The 22140-nt window shown below is 74.5% G+C and carries 18 protein-coding genes; 6 read left to right on the top strand and 12 right to left on the bottom strand.

Annotated features, from left to right (window positions below):
* Positions 1-69: 69 nt before the first annotated feature.
* The 4 genes from ACFTZA_RS12165 to aspS all read right to left on the bottom strand — a co-directional run bounded on the left by ACFTZA_RS12165 (position 70) and on the right by aspS (position 5469).
* Positions 70-1176 carry a hypothetical protein gene (locus tag ACFTZA_RS12165; RefSeq protein WP_378194855.1) on the bottom strand — a complete coding sequence of 369 codons (1107 nt, stop codon included), beginning with the start codon at positions 1174-1176 and terminating at the stop codon, positions 70-72.
* A complete protein-coding gene (locus ACFTZA_RS12170) occupies positions 1173-2807 on the bottom strand; it encodes a sensor histidine kinase (RefSeq protein WP_378194858.1) in 1635 nt (544 codons plus the stop codon). The genes ACFTZA_RS12165 and ACFTZA_RS12170 overlap by 4 nt, the downstream gene beginning before the upstream one ends.
* Before the next feature lie 35 nt (positions 2808-2842).
* Positions 2843-3547 (bottom strand): GNAT family N-acetyltransferase, encoded by a 705-nt coding sequence (locus ACFTZA_RS12175; protein ID WP_378194861.1) that lies wholly within the window; start codon positions 3545-3547, stop codon positions 2843-2845.
* Positions 3548-3657: 110 nt separating this feature from the next.
* On the bottom strand, positions 3658-5469 hold the full coding sequence (gene aspS / locus ACFTZA_RS12180; RefSeq protein ID WP_378194864.1) for an aspartate--tRNA ligase: 1812 nt from the start codon (positions 5467-5469) through the stop codon (positions 3658-3660).
* A 118-nt stretch (positions 5470-5587) separates the two neighbouring features.
* Here aspS and ACFTZA_RS12185 point away from each other — a divergent pair, with 118 nt between their 5' ends.
* Both ACFTZA_RS12185 and ACFTZA_RS12190 read left to right on the top strand, forming a co-directional pair.
* Positions 5588-6055, top strand: coding sequence for a PPOX class F420-dependent oxidoreductase (locus tag ACFTZA_RS12185; RefSeq protein WP_378194867.1), 468 nt, complete (start codon positions 5588-5590; stop codon positions 6053-6055).
* 14 nt (positions 6056-6069) lie between these two features.
* Entirely contained in the window at positions 6070-6687 is a 618-nt protein-coding gene (locus ACFTZA_RS12190; RefSeq protein ID WP_378194870.1) for a GNAT family N-acetyltransferase, read from the top strand.
* Between the two features lie 9 nt (positions 6688-6696).
* Here the strand turns inward: ACFTZA_RS12190 and ACFTZA_RS12195 are convergent, their stop codons facing one another.
* The 3 genes from ACFTZA_RS12195 to ACFTZA_RS12205 all read right to left on the bottom strand — a co-directional run bounded on the left by ACFTZA_RS12195 (position 6697) and on the right by ACFTZA_RS12205 (position 10460).
* Complete coding sequence (locus tag ACFTZA_RS12195; protein WP_378194873.1) at positions 6697-7878, bottom strand: Rv2578c family radical SAM protein; 1182 nt, start codon at positions 7876-7878, stop codon at positions 6697-6699.
* A 344-nt stretch (positions 7879-8222) separates the two neighbouring features.
* Complete coding sequence (gene hisS, locus ACFTZA_RS12200; RefSeq protein ID WP_378194876.1) at positions 8223-9617, bottom strand: histidine--tRNA ligase; 1395 nt, start codon at positions 9615-9617, stop codon at positions 8223-8225.
* A gap of 69 nt (positions 9618-9686) precedes the next feature.
* Positions 9687-10460 (bottom strand): MBL fold metallo-hydrolase, encoded by a 774-nt coding sequence (locus ACFTZA_RS12205; protein WP_378194879.1) that lies wholly within the window; start codon positions 10458-10460, stop codon positions 9687-9689.
* A 182-nt stretch (positions 10461-10642) separates the two neighbouring features.
* On the opposite strand from ACFTZA_RS12205, the gene ACFTZA_RS12210 reads away from it, so the two are divergent.
* The 4 genes from ACFTZA_RS12210 (at position 10643) to ligD (ending at position 14836) form a co-directional block, all read left to right on the top strand.
* Positions 10643-11401, top strand: a complete 759-nt coding sequence (locus ACFTZA_RS12210; protein ID WP_378194882.1) for a peptidylprolyl isomerase — start codon at positions 10643-10645, stop codon at positions 11399-11401.
* Positions 11398-13044, top strand: coding sequence for a DUF349 domain-containing protein (locus ACFTZA_RS12215; protein WP_378194884.1), 1647 nt, complete (start codon positions 11398-11400; stop codon positions 13042-13044). Before ACFTZA_RS12210 ends, ACFTZA_RS12215 begins: the two co-directional genes overlap by 4 nt.
* Positions 13045-13143: 99 nt before the next feature.
* Positions 13144-13743 (top strand): hypothetical protein, encoded by a 600-nt coding sequence (locus ACFTZA_RS12220; protein WP_378194886.1) that lies wholly within the window; start codon positions 13144-13146, stop codon positions 13741-13743.
* Between the two features lie 10 nt (positions 13744-13753).
* Positions 13754-14836: a non-homologous end-joining DNA ligase gene (gene ligD, locus ACFTZA_RS12225; RefSeq protein WP_378194889.1), complete on the top strand. Its 1083-nt coding sequence runs from the start codon at positions 13754-13756 to the stop codon at positions 14834-14836.
* 7 nt (positions 14837-14843) lie between these two features.
* On the opposite strand, the gene ACFTZA_RS12230 is transcribed toward ligD, so the two are convergent.
* The 5 genes from ACFTZA_RS12230 to secD form a co-directional block, all read right to left on the bottom strand.
* Positions 14844-15962 carry an ATP-dependent DNA ligase gene (locus ACFTZA_RS12230; RefSeq protein WP_378194892.1) on the bottom strand — a complete coding sequence of 373 codons (1119 nt, stop codon included), beginning with the start codon at positions 15960-15962 and terminating at the stop codon, positions 14844-14846.
* Positions 15963-16022: 60 nt separating this feature from the next.
* Positions 16023-18374 (bottom strand): RelA/SpoT family protein, encoded by a 2352-nt coding sequence (locus tag ACFTZA_RS12235; protein WP_378194895.1) that lies wholly within the window; start codon positions 18372-18374, stop codon positions 16023-16025.
* A 96-nt stretch (positions 18375-18470) separates the two neighbouring features.
* Complete coding sequence (locus ACFTZA_RS12240) at positions 18471-19073, bottom strand: adenine phosphoribosyltransferase (RefSeq protein WP_378194898.1); 603 nt, start codon at positions 19071-19073, stop codon at positions 18471-18473.
* The gene (gene secF, locus ACFTZA_RS12245) at positions 19070-20191 is read right to left on the bottom strand and encodes a protein translocase subunit SecF (RefSeq protein WP_378194901.1); all 1122 of its coding nucleotides are present in this window, start codon (positions 20189-20191) and stop codon (positions 19070-19072) included. The genes ACFTZA_RS12240 and secF overlap by 4 nt, the downstream gene beginning before the upstream one ends.
* A complete protein-coding gene (secD, locus tag ACFTZA_RS12250) occupies positions 20191-22128 on the bottom strand; it encodes a protein translocase subunit SecD (protein WP_378194904.1) in 1938 nt (645 codons plus the stop codon). The genes secF and secD overlap by 1 nt, the downstream gene beginning before the upstream one ends.
* Between the last annotated feature and the right edge of the window lie 12 nt (positions 22129-22140).

Below are 22140 nucleotides of genomic sequence, written 5' to 3' on the forward strand. Positions count from 1 at the left end.
CGAGATGCATCCTGTGCCGGGCGCCTCGGCACGGGATCGGGGTCGGCGCAGGAACGCCTCAGGATCGGCTCAGGACGCGCCTGCGACGGCGGTGCGGCACGACGCGACGAGATCGGCGAGGCCGTCCGCGCTCCCGTGCCGGACGTCGTGCCGCACGTCGAGGACGACCGTGTCGCCGTCGAGCCGCAGCGGCTGCTCGACGAGCGTGCGCTCGACGTCCTGCAGCCAGGCGTCGCCGTCGGCCGTCCCCGGCAGGACGACGACGAGCTCGTCGGGGTGCCCGTCGTCGTGGCCCGCGAGCGCCTGGCCCGGCAGGGTCTCGAGCACGACCGCGGCGAGGTGCGCCCGGGCGTGCTCGCGCCCCTCGCGACCGAACGCGGCCCGCAGCTCGCGCGCGTCCTGCAGCCGCAGCACGACCACCTGCAGCGTCGGGCCGAGCCGCCCGCGCGCGGCGCGCTCCGCCACGGAGCTCTCCAGGTACGGCATCGTCCTGGTGCCGAGGGCGGCGTCGTACCGGGACACGGCCGCCTCGGCCGTCTCGCGCGTGCGCAGCGCCATCATCGCGAACGCGCCGACGACGACGAGGACGACGTTGACGACCGTCGTCGTGGAGGTGGCGAAGAACCGCTCGAACGTCGGTGAGGCGGGTCCGCCGGCGGCGAACGCGACGGCGCGACCGGCGTAGTACGCCGCGGCGACGGCGCACACGGCCCCGAGGGCGACGGTCTCGCCCGCACGGCGGCGGGTGCGCGCGAGGAGCTCGACGGCGGCGAGCGCGCACCACGTCGCGAGGGCCGCGAGGTAGGCCAGCCCACCGGCCCACGGTCCGCCGTCGGGGCCCCGCACCAGTGCGAGGACCGCGACGAGGGCGGCCGAGGCTGCGACGAGGGACAGCAGCGGCGGCCGCGCGTCGCGCGCGCGGGCGCCGGCCCAGATGGCGCCGAGGGAGAGCACGAACGCGCCGTTGCCGAGGGCCGTCGCCCACCACAGCGCCGGGGTCTCGGCGGCGAGGTAGGCGAACGTCGTGACCACCGCGGCCAGGAACGTCAGGCTCCAGCAGCGGTCGACGCGGTCCGTGCGCCCGCGGCGCCATACCCCGAGGACGAACAGGGACGACACCACGGCGATGAGCACGGCGGACACGACGAGGACGGTCGTCGTGTCGAGCGAGGTCACGGGCGCGCTCCCGCCGGGAGCCGCACCTCGACGGTGGTTCCCGCCCCGAGCTCGCTCGCGAGCTCCACGGTCCCGCCGTGCGCGTGCACGATCTCACGCACGACGTGCAGGCCGAGCCCGGTGCCGTGACGCGTGCCCTGGCGCGCGGACGCGGTGCGGTAGAACCGGGTGAAGACCCGCTCGGCGTCGGTGGCGGCGATACCGACCCCCTCGTCACGCACGCGCAGCACGACGAGGCCCGCCTCGCCGTCGTGGTCGAGCCGCACCTCGACCGTGCCGCTGCCGTCGGAGTACTTCACCGCGTTCGACAGGAGGTTGTCGACGACCTGGCGCAGCCGCAGCCGGTCACCGCGCACGCCCGCCCCGCGCGCCGGGGGCGACCACACCAGGTCGAGTCCCGCGCTGCGGGCGAGCGGCGCGATCGCCGTGACCGCGTCGTCGACGACGGCGGACAGGTCGACGTCGGACCGCTCGAGCTCGAGCGCGGCCCCGCGCGTCGCGGCCGCGGTGAGGAGACCGTCGACCAGGTCGAGCAGGCGGTCGGCGTTGCGGGTCGCGACGTCGAGGTGCCGGGCGACCGTGCGCGACGCCGACGGGTCGTCGGCGGCGAGCTCGAGGTGGCCGACGATGGAGGTGAGCGGGGTGCGCAGCTCGTGCGAGGCGGCGGCCACGAAGTCCTCCTTGAGCTCGAGCGCGAGCACCTGGTCGGTGAGGTCCTCGAGGGTGACGAGGACGAGCTGCCCGGCGTCGCCGGTCGCGGCGCCCTCGAGCCGGATGGCGGACGCACGCAGGGCGAACCGGCCGCCGGGCAGCTGCCACCACCCGACCTCGCCGCGGACCTCCTCGCCGGCGAGCGCGCGCGACACGATGTCGTGCTCGTGCGGCACGCCGTCGAGGGTCGTGCTGCGCACGCGCGGGAGCTCGGCGGGCCGGACCCCCGCACGGACGGCACCGTCCGTGGCCTGCTGCGCGAGCCGGTTGGCAAGGACGACCGTGCCGCCGGCGTCGAGCAGGACGATGCCCACGCCGGTGGTACCGACCACGGCGTCCAGCAGCCGCCGCTCCGCCCCGAGCTCCTGCGCGGCGCGCCGCAGCTGGACGCCCTGGCGGCGCAGCAGCAGGTTGCGGGCGTCGGACCGGCGCTGGATCGCCCCCACCGACAGCGCCACCGCGCCGAGGACCACCGGCACCAGTGCCACGCGTGCCGCCTGGCTCGACGTCGCGACGCCGTCGGCGAGAGCGGTGGGGATCCACGTCACCGCGAAGGCGCCGACGACGCCCGTCACCACGCCGGCCGTGCCGTGCCGCTGCGCGAGCCACAGGACGGGGAAGACGGCGAGCAGGGACAGGGGCGTGTCCGCGGCGACGAACAGCGCCACCGCCACGAGGTCGACCACGGCGACGAGCATCGGCGCCCGCCCGGGCAGCCGGTGCCACGGCACGACCAGCGTCAGGGCGACCGCGACCGCGAGCGTCGCGATCCCGACCACGTACGGCGACGACAGCACCGAGGAACGGTCGTACACCGTCAGGGCGAGGGTCGCGAGCATCGCCGTGGCGACGAAGGGCAGGTTGACGAGGAAGAGCCGGGTCGTGCGCACGCTCTCGCCGTCGGCCCTGCTCGCCCCCATCCCTCGAGCCTACGTTCTGGCGCCCGAGGGCGCCCTCAGCGACGCGACTCGAAGCGCTGGCCGACGACGTAACCGAGCCGGCCGTACACCTGCCGGGCCGCGTCGTTGTCGGCGTACATCCCGAGGGCGACGACGTCCGCCTCGCGCAGGGCGGCGCGGGTCGCCGCCGCCGTCACGGCACGCGCGAGACCGCGTCCGCGCCAGGCCGGGTGCGTGGCCACGCCACCGATCTCCCACGGGACGCCCGGTCCCGGGCACCGCGCACCGGCCACCGCCCGCAGCGCGCCCGTGTCGTCGGCCCAGCCCCACCAGTGCGTGCCCGTCGCCGCCGGGTCGAGCTCGGCGGCGGGGTTCGCGTCGTCGAGCAGCGCCCGCGCCGCGGCACGGTCCGCCTCGTCCACGAGCCCGACGACGCGCTCCTCGCCGGTCTGGTACGGCGGCGGTTCCGCCGTCCAGAACCAGTCCCACGCCGAGACCGGGTCGGTCCGCAGGTGGGCGGGGAGCGCACGCCCGGTGCGCGCCGCGAGCCCGCGTGCGGCGGCTGTCGTCCCGCGCGGGAGCGCCGACCTCGCGACGCCCGGGGCGAACCGCTCCCCGGCGTCGAGCAGCAGCCGCGCCGCCGCGTCGGCGGAGCCGACGCCCCACAGGACGTCGCCTCTGCCGGGGAGCGTGCGGTGCACGACGAGCGCGTCGTCGTCCGCGAGGACGTCGACCACGTGCCACCCGCGCGCCTCGGCCACGACGACGGGGTGCGAGGCCCACGACGACGGGACACGACGGCACGCGCCGACGGGCGAGGCCGGAGCGCCGACCGGCGTGGTCGGCGCGCCCTCGCGCGTGGTGCTGCCCGTCACTCCGCGGCGGCCGCGGGGAGGTTCCCCGGCTCGCCCTTCGGCGCGGGCTTCGCGTCGACGCCCGCCTCCTTGCGCTGCTCCGGCGTGATGGGCGCGGGCGCCTGCGTGAGCGGGTCGTAGCCGCCACCGGACTTCGGGAACGCGATGACGTCGCGGATCGAGTCCGACTGCGTGAGCAGCGCGACGATGCGGTCCCAGCCGAACGCGATGCCGCCGTGCGGCGGCGCGCCGAACTTGAACGCGTCGAGCAGGAAGCCGAACTTCTCCTGCGCCTCCTCGGGCCCGATGCCCATGACGTCGAACACGCGCTCCTGCACGTCGCGGCGGTGGATACGGATCGACCCGCCGCCGATCTCGTTGCCGTTGCACACGATGTCGTACGCGTAGGCGAGCGCCTCGCCCGGGTTCTGCTCGAACGTGTCGACCCAGTCCGGCGTCGGGGACGTGAACGCATGGTGCACGGCCGTCCACGCGGAGCTGCCGAGCGCGACGTCGCCCTCCTGCGCGGCCTCGCCCGTCGGCTTGAACAGCGGCGCGTCGACGACCCAGACGAACGCCCAGGCGTCCTCGTCGACCTGACCGGTCCGGTGGGCGATCTCCTGCCGCGCGGCGCCGAGCAGCGCGCGCGACTCGGAGGTCTTGCCCGCCGCGAAGAAGACCGCGTCGCCCGGCTGCGCGCCGGTGGCCTCGCGCAGGCCGTCGCGCTCGGCGTCGGACAGGTTCTTGGCGACCGGGCCGCCGAGCGCGCCGTCCTCGCCGAACGTCACGTACGCGAGGCCGCGGGCGCCGCGCTGCTTGGCCCACTCCTGCCACGCGTCGAACTGGCGGCGCGGCTGGGAGGCTCCGCCGGCCATGACGACGGCGCCGACGTACTCCGCCTGGAAGACGCGGAACGGGGTGTCCGCGAAGTAGTCCGTGAGCTCGACGAGCGGGTTGCCGAAGCGCAGGTCGGGCTTGTCGGTGCCGTACAGGCGCATCGCCTCGTGGAACGTCATGCGCGGGATCGGGGTCGGCACCGTGTAGCCGATCAGCTCCCACAGCGAGACGAGGATCTTCTCCGCGAGCGCGATGACGTCGTCCTGCTCGACGAAGCTCATCTCGACGTCGAGCTGGGTGAACTCGGGCTGACGGTCGGCGCGGAAGTCCTCGTCGCGGTAGCAGCGCGCGATCTGGTAGTAGCGCTCCATGCCGGCGACCATGAGCAGCTGCTTGAACAGCTGCGGCGACTGCGGCAGCGCGTACCAGGAGCCGGGCGACAGGCGCGCGGGCACGAGGAAGTCGCGCGCGCCCTCGGGCGTGGAGCGCGTGAGGGTCGGCGTCTCGATCTCGACGAAGTCCTCGGCGTCGAGCACGCGGCGCGCCGCCTGGTTGACCTTCGCGCGCAGGCGCATCGCGTGCGCCGGCGCAGGCCGGCGCAGGTCGAGGTAGCGGTGCTTGAGACGCGCCTCCTCGCCGATCGTCTCGGTGTCCGCGAGCGCCGTCGAGACCTGGAACGGCAGCGCCTCGGAGGTGTTGAGCACGACGACGTCGCTCGCCAGGACCTCGATCTCGCCCGTGGGCAGGTTGGGGTTCTCGTTGCCCTCGGGGCGGCGGGAGACCTCGCCCGTGACCTGGAGCACGAACTCGCTGCGCAGCGGGTGCGCGACGGCCTCGTCGCGGATGACGACCTGGGCGATGCCGGAGGCGTCGCGCAGGTCGATGAAGGCCACTCCCCCGTGATCGCGGCGCCGGTCGACCCATCCCGTGAGGGTGACGGTCTGACCGGTGTGCTCGGCCCGCAGTGAGCCGGCCGTGTGGGTGCGGAGCACGGAGTTCGTCCTTCCATGTGGTGCGGGGGTCTGTGGTGCGGGAGCGCGCGAGAGCGAGGCGCGCGGACGCCCGTGCGAGTCTAGTCGCTGACGTCCCCGAGCCCACCAGGAGGATCCCATGCCCCGCACGATCGCCACCGCACGCCGGGTCGGGCGAGACGAGCTCGTCGAGCTCCTGCGCTCGCGTCACGACGGCGTCCTCGTCACCACCCGCTCCGACGGCTCGCCGCAGCTCAGCCCGGTGACGTACGGCGTCGACGACGCGGGGCGCGTGGTCGTGTCGACCTACCCGGAGCGCGCGAAGGCGGTGAACCTGCGCCGTCGCCCGCAGGCGTCGCTCCTGTCGCTCGGACCGGGCTTCTCCGACCCGTGGGTGCAGGTCGACGGGACCGCCGAGGTGATCGAGCTGCCGGAGGCCGTCGAGCCGCTCGTCGACTACTACCGGGCGATCTCGGGCGAGCACCCGGACTGGGACGAGTACCGCGCCGCGATGGTCGCGCAGGGCAAGTGCCTGCTGCGCGTGACGGTCACGCGGTGGGGGCCGGTCGCCACGGGCGGCTTCCCCGCGCGCCTCGCGGGCGACTGAGCGCGGGGTGCGGGATGGCGCGCACGTGGTCGTCCGACGTGCCGCGGCCGCCGGCGGTGATCGAGCTGCCCGGCCTGCCGGCCGCGCGGCTGCGCACGTTCCGCGAGGAGCACGCCGCACTGGGGGCGGCGCTCTCGCACGTGCCCGACGTCCCGCGCTGGACGTTCGTCCCGGCACGGATGTCGGACACGGACGCCGCGCGGTGGGCGGCGCGGTCGGTGGCCCGCGCGGAGCAGGGAGCGGCGGCGCGGTTCGTCGTCGAGCGCGCCGGTGAGCCCGGGGCCGCCGAGGCCGCCGAGGCCGCCGAGGCCGCCGAGGCCGCCGAGGCCGCCGAGGCCGCCGAGGCCGTGGGGATGGTCGGGCTCGCCGGTCTCGACGGGACCGCCCCCGAGGTGTACTACGCGTTGCTGCCGGGCGCGCGCGGGCGAGGTCTGGCGACCCGCGCGGTCGTGACGCTCAGCGCGTGGGCGCTCGCGTCCGGGTACGCCGAGGTGCGCCTCCTCACGCGCGTCGGGAACGACCCGAGCGAGGCGGTCGCGCAGCGCGCCGGGTTCGTGCACGCTGCGAGGACGACCGACCACCGCGACGGCTCGGCCGTCCGGGTGTGGGTGGTGCGGCCGGCGGGGTCCTAGCGCCGCGCCTCAGAAGAGCACCTGCTCGACGCCCGCGCCCGCGACGTCGAGTCCGCCGCCGTCGACGGGCATGCCCGCGAGCGCGCCGGGGTGCTGCGCCGGCGGTGCGCCGGGGCCGGTCGGCGACGACGACCCGGTGAGGCTGCCGCAGGGGTACGCCCCGTCGACGGGTGGACCGCCGTCGCCCAGGCCACCGAGCTCGCCGCGGCGGTAGCGGCCCTCGACCCCGGCGGGCACGCGGCGGCCCGAGACGCCGAAGCCGCGCGCCTCGAGCATCGGTCGCACGCGGTCCCACAGCCAGGAGCGGTAGGCCTTCGACGCGTAGGTGCCGCGGCCGTAGACGCGCTCGTACCCGGGGACGAGCCGGGGGTGCTCGCGCGCGAGCCACGACATGAACCACTCGCGCGTGCCGGGCTTCAGGTGCAGCGGGAGCACCGTGACGCCCGTCGCGCCGGCGTCCCGCACCGCGTCGAGGAGCTCGGTGAGCGCAGGGGTCGAGTCGGTCAGCCACGGCAGCACGGGGGCGACCATGACCCCGCACGGCAGGCCCGCGTCCCGGACCGCCCGGATCAGGTCGAGCCGTGCGCGCGGCGTGGGCGTCCCGGGCTCGACCGACGCCTGCAGCTCCGGGTCGAGCAGTGCGAGCGAGACGCCGATGCCGACCTCCACGCGCGACGCCGCGTCGGCGAGGAGCGGCAGGTCGCGACGCAGGAGCGTGCCCTTGGTGAGGACGGACAGCGGTGTCCGGGAGTCCGCGAGCGCCGTGATGATCCCGGGCATGAGTCGGTAGCGGCCCTCCGCGCGCTGGTACGGGTCGGTGTTCGTGCCGAGCGCGACGGCCTCGCGCGTCCAGCTCCTGCGCGACAGCTCGGCGCGGAGCACGTCGTCGACGTTGACCTTGACGACGACCTCCCGGTCGAAGTCCTCGCCCGCGTCGAGGTCGAGGTACTGGTGCGTGGGTCGCGCGAAACAGTACGAGCAGGCATGGCTGCACCCGCGGTAGGGGTTGATCGTCCAGCGGAACGGCATGCGCGACATCGCCGGCACCTTGGACAGCGCGCTCTTCGCCGTCACCTCGTGGAACGTGATCCCCGCGAACTCGGGCGTGCGCACGCTGCGCACGAGGCCGACGCGCTCCAGCCCCGGCAGCGCGCCGTCGTCCACGCCGATCGCCTGTCCGTCCCACCGCACGACACTATCCGAACAGATGTTCGATCCGCGGTCAAGGCGCGGTCCTGAGCGCGGCCCTCCGGAGGGAGGCCCGCCGTCTCAGCCGGGCGGTTCGGCGGGCCCGACGACGGAGCGCTCGGCGGGGACGCCGCGCGCGACGATGCGCGACCCGCCCCGCGCACGTGCTCGCGGTGGTGGCGGAACGCGAGCGGCACGCCGCGCGCCGTCGTCGCGTCCGGGCCGTCCATGACCTGCACGTGCGGCTGCGTCGAGCTGCCCGAGCTCCCGCACTCCCCGAGGACGGCACCCGCCGCGACAGCGTCGGGCCTCTCACGTGGCCCGCCCGGGCGCCGGGGCCTGCGCCGTCAGCCCTCGGCGGGGACCGCCCGCGGCCACCAGTCCTCGGCCGGCGGCTCCCACGTCGCGGGATCCGCGTCCACCTGCTCGCCGGAGCGGATGTCCTTGACCTGGTCAGGCGTGGGGGTGCCGTCGTCACCGGTCCCGCCGGGGAACCACACGAACGGGATGCCGCGCCGGTCCGCGTGGCGGATCTGCTTGCCGAACTTCGCCGCGCTCGGCGCGACCTCCACGGGGATCCCGCGGGCGCGCAGCGCGGTCGCGACCGCGTCGGACGACGGCCGCGCGTCCTCGGTCGTCACCGCGACGACGACAGCGCTCGGCACCGACCGCGTCGCCCGGACGAGCCCCGCCGAGAGCAGCCGCGACACGAGGCGCGAGACGCCGATGGACAGGCCGACGCCCGGGTACGTCGTCGCGCCGTCGGACGCGAGCGTGTCGTACCGCCCGCCGGAGCAGATCGACCCGAGCTGTTCGTGGCCCACGAGGACGGTCTCGTAGACCGAGCCCGTGTAGTAGTCGAGGCCGCGGGCGATCTTCAGGTCGGCGACGACCACGCCGGGTGCGCGCACGCTCGCGGCCTCGACGATGGCCGCGAGCTCCGCGAGGCCCGTCTCCATGAGCTCGCTCGTCACGCCGCGCTCGGCGGCGAGCGCCCGGACCCGGTCGACGACGGTGACGTCGGAGCCGTGGATCGCTGCGAGGGCGAGGCACGCGTCCGCCTGGTCCGGGGTCGCCCCGGCCTCGGAGACGAGGAGCTCCCCGACCTTGGCCGGCCCGATCTTGTCAAGCTTGTCGATCTGGCGCAGCACCTCGTCGACGGCGTCGAGGCCGAGCCCGCGGTAGAAGCCCTCGGCGACGCGCCGGTTGTTGACGAGCACGCGGACCTCCGGCACGCCGATGTCGCGCAGCGCGCCGAGCGCCTCGGCCATGACGAGCGGCAGCTCGACCTCGAAGTGGTACGGCAGCTCGCCGGCGCCGACGACGTCGATGTCCGCCTGCGCGAACTCCCGGAAACGCCCGTCCTGGGGTCGCTCGCCGCGCCAGACCTTCTGGATCTGGTAGCGCTTGAACGGGAACGCGAGGTGACCGGCGTTCTCGAGCACGTAGCGCGCGAACGGCACCGTGAGGTCGAAGTGGAGGCCGAGCTGCTTGTCCGGCCGGCCCGAGCGGGCGTCGTCGCCCTCGCTCGCCTCCTCCTGGAGGCGGCGCAGGACGTACACCTCCTTGGAGGTCTCACCCTTGCGCAGCAGCTGGTCGAGCGGCTCGACGGCCCGCGTCTCGATCCCGGCGAACCCGTGCAGCTCGAACGTGCGGCGCAGCGTGTCGAGGACGTGCTGCTCGACGACGCGACCGTCGGGCAGCCATTCGGGGAAACCGGAGAGGGGTGTGGGCCTGGCCATGGGACCCGATCTTTCCAGACCGGCCGCCGCGAGGGGCAATCGCCGCGGACCGGTTGCCGGTGGGCGCGGTCAGCCGCGGGCGAGGAACGGGTTCGTCGCCCGCTCGTGGGCCACGGTGGTGGCGGGTCCGTGGCCGGGGAGCACGTCCCACCGCGGGTCGAGACCGCCGACGACGTCGCGCAGCGTGCGTGCCATCACGGCCCCGTCACCGCCGGGCAGGTCGGTGCGGCCCACGGACCCGGCGAACAGCACGTCTCCGGAGAGCAGGACACCCGTGCCGGGGGCGCCGGCGAGGAAGAGGCTCGACCCCTCGGTGTGCCCCGGCGCCGGCACCGCGTGCAGCCCGGGTGCCACGAGCGGCACCGCGACCCCAGGACCCCCGGCGAACGGGCGCACGTCCCGCGGCTCCCGGTAGTCCTCGGGACGCGCCCCGGCGTCGCGCAGCGCGGCGGCCAGCGGACCGGACACCCCGGCGCGCGCGTCCTCGATCGTCCCGAACGGGTCCGGCAACCGGTACGCGTCGTCCTCGTGCAGCACGAGCGGCACGCCGAGGCGCTCGCACAGCGCGGCCGCGTCCCAGGTGTGGTCCACGTGCCCGTGCGTCGCGAGGACCGCGCGCGGCACGAGGCCCTCGCGCTCGACGAGCCCGACCACCCGGTCGGCGACGCCCGCCCCGGCGTCGACGACGACGCACTCGGCCCCCGGGAGCACCACGACCGCGCAGTTCGTGCCGAACACCGGCGCCACGACCACGTGGACCGCGACGGGGACCGCGGCGCCGCCGGCCCCGCTCGCCCCTCCGGCCGTGCCGGGCCCGACGCCGGCGTCCTTCCTGTCCTCCACGACCGTCGAGCCTAGCCTCCCGGCTCCCGCGCCGGAGGGCGGGTCGATACCGGACCGTGACCTGCCGGGCGGGAAAGCACGAGGGGATCACGCGGGCGGTGCCTAGACTGTCCCGGTACCGACCGCGGGCCGCACCGAGGTCGTTCAGGCGCGCCGTCACGGCCGACGACGAAGGAGCTGGGGTGTCGACGAAGAGCAAGGAGCGGGAGCAGGCCCGTCGCCGGCAGGAGAAGTGGGACCGCCACGTCGCACAGCTGCGCGCCCGCCGCCAGCGCACCTGGACGCTCGTCGGCGTCGCCCTCGCCCTCGTCCTCGTCGGTGGTGCGGTCTGGTGGGCGCTGTCCGCCGCGCAGGACCCGGGCGCCGGACCGGCCACCGCGCCGACGCCGGGCGCCACCCCCACGCCCGGCCAGTACACGCTCCCCCCGCCGTCCGCGGCCGAGGGCCGCGAGTGGACGACGGCTCTCGCGACGAGCGCCGGCGACCTGACCCTCAGCCTCGACGGCGCCGCCGCGCCGCAGGCGGTCGCGAGCTTCGTCTCCTTGGCCGAGGCGGGCTACTTCGACGGCACGACGTGCCACCGCCTCACCACGGAGGGCATCCACGTGCTGCAGTGCGGGGACCCGACCGCCACCGGCACCGGCGGCCCTGGGTACAGCTTCGGTCCCGTCGAGAACGCGCCGGCCGACGACGTCTACCCCGCCGGGACGGTCGCCATGGCGCGACAGGGCGGCGCGGCCGACTCGATGGGCTCCCAGTTCTTCCTCGTCTACGAGGACTCGACCATCCCGTCCGACGCGGCGGGTGGTTACACGGTGTTCGGCACCATCACGTCCGGCCTGGACGTCGTCCAGGCAGTCGCTGACGCGGGGACGGTGGACGGATCCGGCGACGGCTCCCCCGCCACCCCGGTCACCATCGAAGGAGTTGAGACCCAGTGAGCGATCCCGCGAACCACGAGGCGAGCGTCCCGGCCGCGGAGCCCGCGCAGGCGGACGCGACCGAACGGGTCGAGACGACGGAGGCGGAGGCCGGCACGAGCCCCGACGACGCGCCGACGAGCACCGCGACCGACGAGGCCGCTCCCGAGACGACGACCTCCGCGGACACCCCCGAGCAGGAGACGCCCGCCGCCGCGGACACCTCCGAACAGAAGGCTCCCGCCGCGCGGCCCGCGCCGCGCCCGGGCCCCGGACCGCGCCCGAAGCCTTCCGCCGTCCCGCACCCGCCGCGCAAGGCACCGGCCGCAGCGGCGCCGGGGACGGCACCCGCTGCGGCGCCGCCGGAGGTCCCGGCCGTCCCGGCGCTCGCGGACGACTCCCCCGCCGCGAAGGCAGCCGCCGGGTTCGGACGGGTCGACGCGGACGGGACCGTCTACGTGCGCGAGGAGGCCGGTGAGCGCGCCGTCGGGCAGTTCCCGGGCGTGGACACCGACGAGGCCCTGACGCTGTACGTCCGTCGCTACCTCGACCTGCAGGCGAAGGTCACGCTGTTCGAGACGCGGCTCGCCGCGAGCGACCTGTCGGTCCGCGAGATCGACCAGACGCTCGCGCGTCTCGGCGAGGAGACCGCCGAGCCGTCCGCGGTGGGCGACCTCGACGCGCTGCGCGCCCAGGTCGCGCGCCTGCGCACCCTCGCCTCCGAGCGACGCGCCCAGATCGAGGCCGAGCGCGCGTCCGCCAAGGCCGCCGCGCTCGCCGCGCGCACGGAGATCATCGAGGCCGCCGAGAAGATCGCGGCCACCGACCCGGCGCGCATGCAGTGGCGTCCGGCCGGCGAGGAGCTGCGCAACCTGCTCGAACGCTGGAAGGAGGCGCAGCGCTCCGGACCGCGCATCGACCGCTCGAGCGAGGAGGCGCTGTGGAAGCGGTTCAGCCACGCGCGCACCGCCTTCGACCGTGAGCGACGCCACTACTTCGCCGAGCTCGAGCAGCGCAACAGCAGCGCCAAGGCGGCCAAGGAGAAGCTCGTCGAGGAGGCCGAGGCCCTGTCGTCGAACACGGACTGGGGTCCCACCGCGGGCGCCTACCGCGATCTCATGGCGCGGTGGAAGGCAGCCGGGCGCGCGAGCCGCAAGGACGACGACGCGCTGTGGGCGCGGTTCCGCGCCGCGCAGGACACCTTCTTCCAGGCGCGCGACGCCGCGAACTCGGCCACCGACGCGGAGTACGCGGCCAACCTGGAGGTCAAGGAGCAGATCCTGACGGAGGCGGAGGCCCTCGTCCCGGTCAAGGACCTCGCCGCCGCGAAGAGCGCGCTGCGTGACATCCAGGAGCGCTGGGAGGAGGCCGGGCGCGTCCCGCGCGGTGACCTGCAGCGCGTCGAGGGTCGTCTGCGTGCGGTGGAGAACGCGGTGCGCGACGCCGAGCAGGCGCAGTGGACGCGCAGCAACCCGGAGACCCGTGCCCGTGCGGAGGGCGCGGCGGCACAGCTCGAGTCGGCGATCGCCGCGCTCGAGTCCGACCTCGCCTCGGCCCGCGACCGGGGGGACTCCCGCGCGGTCGCCGATCTCGAGGGCGCGCTCACCGCGCGGCGGGCGTGGCTCGAGCAGGTCGTGCGGGCGGCCGAGGACTCGCGCGGCTGATCCTCCGGGCTCCTGAGCGGCCGTGACCAGGGCCGGTCCTCGTCCACAGGACCAGGACCGGCTCTTCTCACGTCCGGCCCGGTGCGGCACGGTGGAGGCATGCACGCCTACCCGCCCCTGGACCGCCTGCTCGCGCCGCCGGACCCGGACGTCGGGCTGCTCGTGCGCCCGCCGGACGTCGGGGGTGCGGGCGCGTTCCAGGAGCTGGTGCGCTCGGGCGCGCTGGTCGCGCTCCTGGACGACGTCGCGGCCCCGGCCCGCGTACCCGTCACAGCGACCCTGCGCGCGCTCGCGGTGCGCGACCAGGTGCCGACGTCGTGCGTGGTCGCGGGACGGAGCGCGGCGTGGGTGCTGTGCGGCGGCCCGCCCCCGCCGCGGCTGGAGGTCGTGTACCCCCCGGGCGCGCACCGTCCTCCCCCGCGGCACGGGCGTGTCGCGCGCCAGGCGGCGCTGCTGCGGTCCGAGACCGAGCTCGTCGCCGGGGTGCGCGTGACGGACGTGCGGCGCACGGCGCTCGACGTGGCGACACGGTCCGAGCCGGACGACGCGACGACCGTGCTGCGTCGGCTGCGCGACGAGCGGGGGCTGGACCTCGCCGGCGCGGCGCGGTCGCTCGAGCTGCGGTACCGCTGGTCCGGGCGCGACCGGGCGCGCGCCGTGCTGGACCGTCTGCTCGCCGGGGAGGTCGACCCGGGCTAGGTTGGTCGCCATGGCCGCTGCCACGACGCCGGTGGAGCTCGACGTCCGAGGACGCACGGTCCGGGTCACGAGCCCCGACCGTGTGGTGTTCCCGGCACGCGAGGTGACCAAGCTCGACGTCGTCGAGTACTTCCTCGCCGTCGGCGACGGCATCCTGGGGGCGCTCGTCGACCGTCCCACGACGCTCGAACGGTGGCCCAAGGGCGTGTTCGAGGGCGCCCGGATGAGCACCCGCACCGACAACAGCGGGGACGCGTTCTACCAGAAGCGCGTGCCGAAGGGTGCGCCCGACTACGTGCGCACGGCACGGATCGCGTTCCCGAGCGGCCGCACCGCCGACGAGGTCTGCCCCACCGAGCTCGCCGTCGTCGCCTGGGCCGCGAACCTGGGCACCCTCACGTTCCACCCGTGGCCGGTGCGCGGCGACGACGTCGAGGCGGTCGACCAGCTCCGCATCGACCTGGACCCGCAGCCGGGCACCGACTTCGACGACGCCGTACGGGTCGCGCCGCACCTGCGCGAGCTCCTCGACGAGCTCGGGCTCACCGGGTACCCGAAGACCTCCGGGGGGCGGGGCATCCACGTGTTCGTCCCCGTCTCCCCCGAGTGGGACTTCGTCGCCGCCCGCCGCGCCACCATCGCGATCGGCCGCGAGCTCGAGCGCCGTCTCCCGGAGCAGGTCACGACGAAGTGGTGGAAGGAGGAGCGCGGCGCGAAGATCTTCGTCGACTACAACCAGATGGCGCGCGACCGGACGATCGCCTCGGCCTACTCCATCCGGGCGAACGCGCGCGCGACCGTGTCGGCGCCCGTGTCGTGGGAGGAGCTCGGCGACGTGCACCCGGACGACTTCGACGTGCTGACGATGCCCGACCGGTTCGCCGAGGTCGGCGACCTGTTCGCGCCGCTGCGTGCCGACCGCGAGGACCCGGGTGCCTCCCTCGAGCCCGCGCTCGAGCTGTCCCGCCGCGACGAGGCCGAGCACGGCCTGGGCGACCTGCCGTACCCGCCGGAGTACCCGAAGATGCCCGGCGAGCCCAAGCGCGTCCAGCCCAGCAAGGACCGCGACCGGTCGCGCGTCCCCGACGCCTGACGGCGGGTCAGGCCCCGACGCCGGGGGCGCCCGGCAGCAGCCCGCCCAGGTCGTAGCGCACGGGCTCCTCGAGCTGTGCGTACGTGCACGAGCGCGGGTCGCGATCCTCGCGCCACCGGCGGAACTGCGCGGTGTGCCGGAACCGCGTGCCCTCCATGTGGTCGTAGGCGACCTCGAGCACCCGCTCCGGGCGCAGCGGCGTGAACGACAGGTCCTTGCCGGCGCTCCAGCGGGACTGCGCGCCGGGCTTGCGGTCCCCCGTCTCCGCCGCGGGGTTCTCCCACCCGGCCCACGGGTGCGCGTCGGCCTCGGGGGTGCCCGGCTCCACGACGAGCGGCGCGAGCTCGTCCACGAGCGCGGCACGGCGCGCGGCGGGGAACGACGCGGCGACGCCCACGGACTGGAGGTGGCCCTCGTCGTCGTACAGCCCGAGGAGGAGGGAGCCCAGGAGCGGCTTCGCGGGCGTCGACGTCTTGTGCAGCCGGTACCCGGCGAGCACGACGTCGGCGTCGCGCCCGTGCTTGATCTTCAGCATGGCCCGCTTGTTGGGCTGGTAGGTCCCGTCCAGCGGTTTGGCGATCACCCCGTCCAGACCGGCTCCCTCGAAGGTCTCGAACCACTCGCGCGCGACGCCGACGTCACGGGTGCGCGGGGTCGCGTAGACCTGCGGGCCGTCGAGTCCGAGCTCGTCCAGCAGCTCCTGGCGGCGAGCGAGCGGCGCGCGGGTCAGGTCCTCGTCGTCGAGCGCGAGGACGTCGAACACCACGAGGCTCGCCGGGGTCTCCTCCGCGAGCAGACGCACGCGCGAGGCGGCCGGGTGGATGCGCTGCTGGAGCACCTCGAACTCCAGCCGCCCGCCGCGCGCGACGACGATCTCCCCGTCCACGACGCAGCGGGGCGGCAGCGCCGCGCGCACCGCGTCGACCACCTCGGGGAAGTACCGCTCCATGGGCCGGGCGTTGCGGCTGTCGAGACGGACCTCGTCCCCGTCGCGGTACACGATCGCGCGGAACCCGTCCCACTTCGGTTCGTAGACGTATCCCCCGGCGACGGCGTCCGGTTCCGGCACCTCGGGGACGGACTTCGCGAGCATGGGCAGCAGGGGCGGCATGACGGGCAGGTCCATGTGCCCGATGCTGCCACCGGCACGCGGTCGCTGCCCGACGCACGCGGTCGCTGCCCGATGTCAGGCCGGCAGGGGCGGCGCCTCCTCCGCGCGCGAGCCGGTGATGCGGTAGACGTCGAATACCCCGTCGACCTTGCGGACCGCGCTCAGCACCTGCGCGAGGTGGCCCGGCTCCGCCATCTCGAACACGAAGCGCGACATCGCCACGCGGTCGTTCGACGTCGAGACGGTCGCCGAGAGGATGTTGACGTGGTGGTCGGACAGGACGCGCGTGACGTCCGACAGCAGCCGGGCCCGGTCGAGCGCCTCGACCTGGATCTGCACCAGGAACATGGTGTTGCTGCCCGTGGTCCACGAGACGTCGACGATGCGCTCGGGCTGGCTCCGCAGGCCGACGACGTTGCCGCAGTCCGCCCGGTGGACGCTCACGCCCTGGCCGCGCGTGACGAAGCCGATGATCTCGTCGCCGGGCACCGGGGTGCAGCACTTCGCGAGCTTGACCCAGATGTCCTCGACGCCCTTGACCATGACGCCGGGGTCCCCCGTGCGCACGCGGCGCGCGGTCTGGCCCGGCCGGGCGGTCTCGGCGAGGTCCTCGACCGTCGCCTCCTCGCCGCCCATGGAGTGGACGAGCTTGGACACGACGTTGGCGGCCGAGACCTGGCCCTCCCCGATCGCGGCGTACAGGGCCGTGACGTCGGCGAACCGCATCTCGTTCGCGAGCGCGACGAGGGACTCGTGGGACAGCAGGCGCTGGATCGGCAGGTTCTGCTTGCGCATCGCCTTGGCGATCGCGTCCTTGCCGTGCTCGACGGCCTCCTCGCGGCGCTCCTTGGAGAACCACTGCCTGATCTTGTTGCGCGCCCGCGGGCTCTTGACGAACGCGAGCCAGTCGCGGCTCGGGCCGGCGTTCTCCGACTTCGACGTCAGGACGTCGACCGCGTCGCCGTTCTCGAGCGTGGAGTCGAGCGGGACGAGCCGGCCGTTGACGCGCGCACCCATCGTCCGGTGGCCGACCTCGGTGTGGACGGCGTACGCGAAGTCCACCGGGGTGGACCCGGCCGGCAGCGCCATGACGTCGCCCTTGGGCGTGAAGACGTAGACCTCGGCGCCGCCGATCTCGAACCGCAGCGAGTCGAGGAACTCCGACGGGTCGGCCGTCTCGCGCTGCCAGTCCACGAGCTGGCGCAGCCACCGCATGTCGTTGGCCGCCGAGTCCGCCTTGTCGGTCTTGGCGCCGGACTTCGCGGTCTCCTTGTACTTCCAGTGCGCCGCGACGCCGTACTCCGCGCGGCGGTGCATGTCGTGCGTGCGGATCTGGATCTCGACGGGCTTGCCCCCGGGGCCGATGACCGTCGTGTGCAGCGACTGGTACATGTTGAACTTCGGCATCGCGATGTAGTCCTTGAACCGCCCCGGCACGGGGTTCCACCGCGCGTGCAGCGCACCCAGCGCCGCGTAGCAGTCCCGGACGCTGTCCACGAGGACGCGCGCGCCGACGAGGTCGTAGATCTCCGCGAAGTCGTGGCCGCGCACGATCATCTTCTGGTAGATCGAGTAGTAGTGCTTCGGCCGGCCCGTGACCGTCGCGCGGATCTTCGCGCTGCGCAGGTCTGCCGTGACCTGGTCGCGCACCACCGCGAGGTACTCCTCGCGCGCGGGGGCGCGCTCGGCGACGAGGTGCACGATCTCGTCGTACACCTTGGGGTACAGCGCCTGGAAGGACAGGTCCTCCAGCTCCCACTTGATGGTGTTCATGCCGAGGCGGTGCGCCAGCGGGGCGTAGATCTCGAGCGTCTCGCGCGCCTTGCGCTCGGCGGACGACGACGACACGTACTTCCAGGTGCGGGCGTTGTGCAGCCGGTCGGCGAGCTTGATGACGAGGACGCGGATGTCGCGCGCCATCGCGACGACCATCTTGCGCACCGTCTCGGCCTGCGCGGCGTCGCCGTACGTCACCTTGTCGAGCTTCGTGACGCCGTCGACGAGCATGGCGATCTCGTCGCCGTACTCGCCGCGCAGCTGGTCGAGGGAGTAGGAGGTGTCCTCGACGGTGTCGTGCAGGAGCGCCGCGGCGAGCGTCGACGCGTCGAAGCCGAGCTCCGCGAGGATCGTCGCGACCGCCACGGGGTGCGTGATGTACGGGTCGCCGCTCTTGCGCAGCTGGCCGCGGTGGGCGCGCTCGGCCGTGCCGTACGCGCGCTCGACGACGGACAGGTCGGAACGCGGGTGGTTGGTACGTACCGCCTGGAGCAACGGCTCGAGCGCAGGGCTGCCCCCGCCGCCCGTGCGGGTGCCGAACCGGACGAGCCGGGACCGCACGCCGCGGCTGCCGACCGGCGGCGTGCCCCCGGTCGCACCGGCCGGTGCCGGGCCCGACGGCGCGCGCGTCGTGCGGGTCTCCTCGCTCATGCGCGCCTCCTCTCGGTCCCGTCGGCGTCCTCGTCGGTCGCGCCAGGTCGGTGAGCCTCCGTGCCGGACGGTCCCGCACCGGCCGGAGTGGTCATCCTACGACCCCACGTGCAGCAGCGCGTTCACCTCGCGCCCAGCGAGGCGCTCGCGACCGCCGAGCCCGCCCAGCTCGAGCAGGAACGCCGTACCGACGACGACGCCCCCGCTCCGCTCGACCAGCTCCGCGCCCGCGGCCGCCGTCCCGCCCGTGGCGAGCACGTCGTCGACCACCAGAACGCGCGACCCTGCCGCGAGTGTTCCCGAGCGCAGCTCGATCGTCGCGGAACCGTACTCGAGGTCGTACGTCACCGTGTCCGTGGGCGGAGGGAGCTTGCCGGCCTTGCGCAGCGGCACGAACCCCACCCCGAGATGTGTCGCCAGCGGCGCCGCGAGGAGGAACCCGCGCGCCTCGAGCCCGGCCACGACGTCGACACCGCCCTCGACCGCGCGTGCCACGTCGCCGAGGCACTCGATCACGTGGCGGAACGCCTCGCCGTCGGCGAGCAGCCCCGTGATGTCACGGAAGAGGACGCCCGGCTCGGGATAGTCCGGCACCGAACGGACGAGGGACAGGACCCGCGCGGCGCGCTGGGGGCCGAGCCCGCCGAGGCCGACGGCGCGCACGCCGTCGGCCTCGGCGAAGGTGCCGGGAGCCGTCATCGAGCGCGCCGGCGGCGCGGCTGCGCCTGGTTGCCCAGGTGCGCGCCGGGCTGCAGCTGGCGGTGCCCCTCGACCCCGGCCGCGGCGAGCGCGGCGTCCTCCGCACCGGACTCGCCCTGGTCGCTGACCCGGTCGGCCCGCAGGTCGAGCACCGTGCGGGTGTGCGCGGCGATCGCCGGCTCCCGCTCGCGCAGGGCGACCTCGAGGGGCGTCGCGAGGAAGATCGACGAGTACGCACCGACCGCCATGCCGACGAACAGGGCGAGCGCGATGTCGCGCAGCGTCCCGGCACCCAGCAGGAAGGCGCCGATGAACAGAATCGAGGCGACGGGCAGCAGCGCGACGACCGACGTGTTGATCGAGCGCACCATCGTCTGGTTGACGGCGAGGTTCGCCCGCTCCGCGTACGTGCTGCGCGTCTGGTCGAAGATGCCGGCGGTGTTCTCGCGGACCTTGTCGAACACCACGACGGTGTCGTAGATCGAGTACGCCAGGATCGTCAGCACACCGATGACGGTGGCCGGCGTGATCTCCCAGCCGACGAGCGCGTAGATGCCGACGGTCACGACGAGGTCGTGGAACAGCGCGATCACCGCGGCGAGCGCCATGCGCCAGTTCCGGAAGTACACCGTCATGACGAGGCTCACGAGGAGCAGGAAGACGACGAGACCGATGATCGCCTTCTGGGACACGTCCTGGCCCCACGTCGGGCCGATGAAGGCGCTCGTGACGTCGCCGACCTCGACGTCGTACGCCTCCGCGAGGTCGACGCGGAGCTGGTCGACCTCGTCGTTGGTGAGCTCGGCGGTCTGGACGCGGACGGTGTCCGCCCCCACGGTCGAGATGCGCGGCACCTCGTCCGCGGCCACACCCTGGACGGCGGCGATGGCCGGCTCCTGCGACGTGTCGGCCGCACCGGAGACGGTGAACTCGGAGCCGCCCCGGAACTCGATGCCGAGGTTGAGCCCGCCGGACGCCATGCGCACGCCGATGACGGCGATCGACAGCAGCACGGCGACCACCGCGACCACGAAGTACCGCTTGCGGCGGCCCACGATCGCGTACGACCGGCGCCCCGTGTAGAGGTCGTTGCCCCACTGGGCGAAACCGCTGGCCATCAGTGCTTCTCCTCGTTCTCGCCCTCGGACGCCACGGCGTCCGTCGGCTGGTCCTCGACGGCGGGCTGCGCCGCTCGTCGCTGGGCCGCGCGCCGCTCCGCGATCGTCATGCGGGGCCCCTCGCCGCTCGCACCCACGCCGGCACCGACGCGCTCGCGAGCGGGCTCGGCCTGTCCGGCCGGGCTGCTCGGCGCGTCCTCGGCACCGGCCGGCGACGCCGCCCCGCCGGGCGTGACCACGCGTCCGCGGCCCGCGTACCGGAGGCTGCGGGCGCCGAGACGACGCGGGTCGAGACCGGACCACGGGTGCCCGTTCGCGAAGAAGCGCGTCCGGGACAGCAGCTGCAGCAGCGGGTGCGTGAAGAGGAAGACCACGACTATGTCGATGAGCGTCGTGAGCCCCAGGGTGAACGCGAAGCCCCGCACCCCGCCGACGGCGAGGAAGTAGAGCACGATCGCGGCGACGAAGTTCACCGCGTCGGACGCGAGGATCGTGCGGCGTGCGCGCTGCCACCCCTTCTCCACCGCGGAGTTCAGCGTGCGCCCGTCGCGCAGCTCGTCGCGGACGCGCTCGAAGTAGACGATGAACGAGTCCGCCGTGATGCCGATGGCCACGATGAGGCCCGCGACGCCGGCCAGCGAGAGCCGGTAGCCGATCGTCCACGACAGCACCGTGATGACGCCGTACGCGATGAGGCCGGCGACGCCGAGCGACGCGACCGTGACCAGGCCGAGCACGCGGTACTGCACGAGCGAGTAGATCACCACGAGCAGCATGCCGATCGCGCCCGCGAGCAGACCCTTCTGCAGCTGCTCGGAGCCGAGCGTCGCCGAGATCTGCTCCTGGCTCTGCACCTCGAACGTCAGCGGCAGCGAGCCGAAGTTGAGCTGGTTCGCGAGCGTCGCCGCGCTGTCGCGCGTGAAGTTGCCGGAGATCTCCGCCTGCCCGTTGGGGATCGGGACCTGTGAGACGGGCGCGGAGATGACGAGCCCGTCGAGCACCATGGCGAACTGGTTCTGCGGCGACGGCAGCGACGTCAGGCGCGTCGTGACGTCGCGGAACTGGTCGGTCCCCTCGCCGTCGAACTCGAGGTTGACGACCCACTCGTTCGTCACGGCGCCGGTCTGGCTGACGCCCAGGCCGGAGCTCGCGTTCGCGATCTCGGTGCCCTCGACCTCGACCGGGCCGAGGATGTACTTGGCGAGACCGTCGGCGGAGCACGCGACGAACGCGCTGTCGGTCGGGCCGCTGTCCCCGCCCACGAGGTTCTCGGGCACCGTGCAGTCGAGCGCGTCGAACTCCGCCTGGAGCTCGGGGGTGATCTGCGACAGGTCGCTCGGGTTCTCCGGCCGGGCGGTCTCCTCCGGCGTCGCGTCGTCGGTCGGCGCGTCGGTGGGGGTCTCGGTCCCGTCGGCCGGCGCCTCCGTGCCGTCCGCCGGGGTCTCGGCGGTGCCCTCCGCGGGGGACTCGGCCGACTCCGTGGCCTCCGGCGCCTCGCCCTCGGCGGCGGGGTCCTCTGCGGCGGCGTCCTCGGTCGAGGTCGCCGTGGGCGCCGCGACGGCGAGGACGGGCCGGAACCGCATCTGCGCGGACTGGCTGACGAGGTCGATCGTCTCCTGGCTCGGCTCGCCCGGGATGCCGACGACGATGTTCTGCCCGCCCTGGCTCGTGATCTCCGCCTCGGACACGCCCTGCGCGTCGATGCGCTGGCGGATGACGCGGATCGCCTGGGTGATCGTCTCACCGGTGATCTCGGAGTCGTCCGAGGTGCTCGGCTGCAGGACGATCTGCGTGCCGCCCTCGAGGTCGAGCGCGAGCCCTGGCGTGAGGCTGGCCCCGCCCGGGTCCTCCTCCGTCTGCGGGTCGAGCTTCGTCCCCGCGAAGAGGCTGCCGAAGAGGGCGATCACGAGGACGCCCAGGATGACGAGGGACCGCACGGGCCTCGCTCG

This window comes from Cellulosimicrobium sp. NPDC057127 (assembly GCF_042670945.1).
GTDB lineage: Bacteria > Actinomycetota > Actinomycetes > Actinomycetales > Cellulomonadaceae > Cellulosimicrobium.